Below are 1293 nucleotides of genomic sequence, written 5' to 3' on the forward strand. Positions count from 1 at the left end.
AGCAAGCGAGCTTGCCAGCAACCAAAAAACAACGGGGAAAGAGAGAGAAAAGTAAGCAGCTGGCCGGGTCACACCGCTCACTCACCCCACACCTTCGCACAAGGAGCACAACCATTATGAGCATCACAACGCTGACCGCCGTTGCCACGCAGGACACCAAGGAAGTCATCACTCACGGCCAGATTCTGGGCGACTTCCACGAGGGCGACGGGTACGACTGGATGGAAGCTATCGAAACCGAGGGATGGGCCGTAATCCCCAACTGGGGCATTGACGGCTGGGACTTGGGCCAGTGGCCCTACGTCATGGTGGCAGGTACTCGCACCGCCGACGAAAAAGGCCCCCTGTGGGGCATGGTCACCTATTGCGAGGGCGACGTATCCACGACGTGGTACCGCGAGCAGAAAGCCCATTGGGCAGCTGTTACCGCCCAAGCTCATTTCAGCTGGATCAACGGCCAAGCCCACGGGCCTAAGGACTTGCCGGAAAAGCTGGCCGACATTCCCGCCCAGTATGCCCAGCCTTACCCCGGCTGGCTCGACTAGCCAAGTGAATTCGTGGTGGCCCTCCCAAAAGCGGGGAGGGCCACCACAGCCCGACCAATCAGCAGCGAAAGAAAGAGCCGTCATGACGATTTACATTTCCGCCACAGACACCGCAAAGCTTGTTCGTAAGGCCTTGAAAGAGAATTTCCCTGGCACTACGTTCTCAGTCCGCACTACCAAATACGCAGGCGGGGCGAGCCTTGACGTGAACTGGACCGGAGGCCCGACGACACCGAAAGTTGACGCCGTGGTCAAGGGGTTTGAAGGTACCGAGCCGGACGCATCCGGTGACTTCTACGATCCGGTAATCCACGAGAAGAACGGCCAGCGCATCCACTACGGATCTGATCACATTCGCACTATGCGCATGATTACCCGTGCGAGGTACGAAGAGATACAGACCGAAGTGCTGGCAGCGCTGAAGCTGGGTGTCATCTACAACGGCAGTGCCTTCCCTGTTCCGCAGATAGTGCTGGAACGAGCCCCTCACTTCCGGTATGCCCAGGGAACCATCCATGATTTTGTCCGAGCTATTGCGGACAGCCAAGACGACGGCCTGGACTGAGACTTAAAGGGCCGGCGCTGGCGCGCCGGTCCTTGTTCCTGGTTCTCGTCCGCTGGCGCGGAGCGATAACCGAAGGTGGGTTACTCGCTAGCTCGCAACCCACTAATGGGCGTCCGCTGCGCGTCCGACTGTTGGGGGTGGTCCCGGCTCCGCAAGCTCCGCCGTGCCCGCCCCTGCTTTTTG

At 59.6% G+C, this 1293-nt stretch carries 2 protein-coding genes; both read left to right on the plus strand.

Annotation, left to right across the window (positions count from 1 at the left end):
* Positions 1-116 precede the first annotated feature (116 nt).
* The gene (locus tag CXQ93_RS20125) at positions 117-545 is read left to right on the plus strand and encodes a hypothetical protein (protein WP_104112169.1); all 429 of its coding nucleotides are present in this window, start codon (positions 117-119) and stop codon (positions 543-545) included.
* An 82-nt stretch (positions 546-627) separates the two neighbouring features.
* Positions 628-1110 carry an LPD29 domain-containing protein gene (locus tag CXQ93_RS20130; protein ID WP_104112170.1) on the plus strand — a complete coding sequence of 161 codons (483 nt, stop codon included), beginning with the start codon at positions 628-630 and terminating at the stop codon, positions 1108-1110.
* Positions 1111-1293: the final 183 nt, after the last annotated feature.

Origin of the sequence: Arthrobacter sp. N199823, from assembly GCF_002929705.1 — a bacterium.
Taxonomy (GTDB): Bacteria; Actinomycetota; Actinomycetes; order Actinomycetales; family Micrococcaceae; genus Specibacter.

What these genes read in the sequence shown, in the direction of transcription:
- CXQ93_RS20125 (WP_104112169.1), top strand. Translation starts at nt 117, where the DNA reads ATGAGCATCACAACGCTGACCGCCGTTGCCACGCAGGACACCAAGGAA.
- CXQ93_RS20130 (WP_104112170.1), top strand. Translation starts at nt 628, where the DNA reads ATGACGATTTACATTTCCGCCACAGACACCGCAAAGCTTGTTCGTAAG.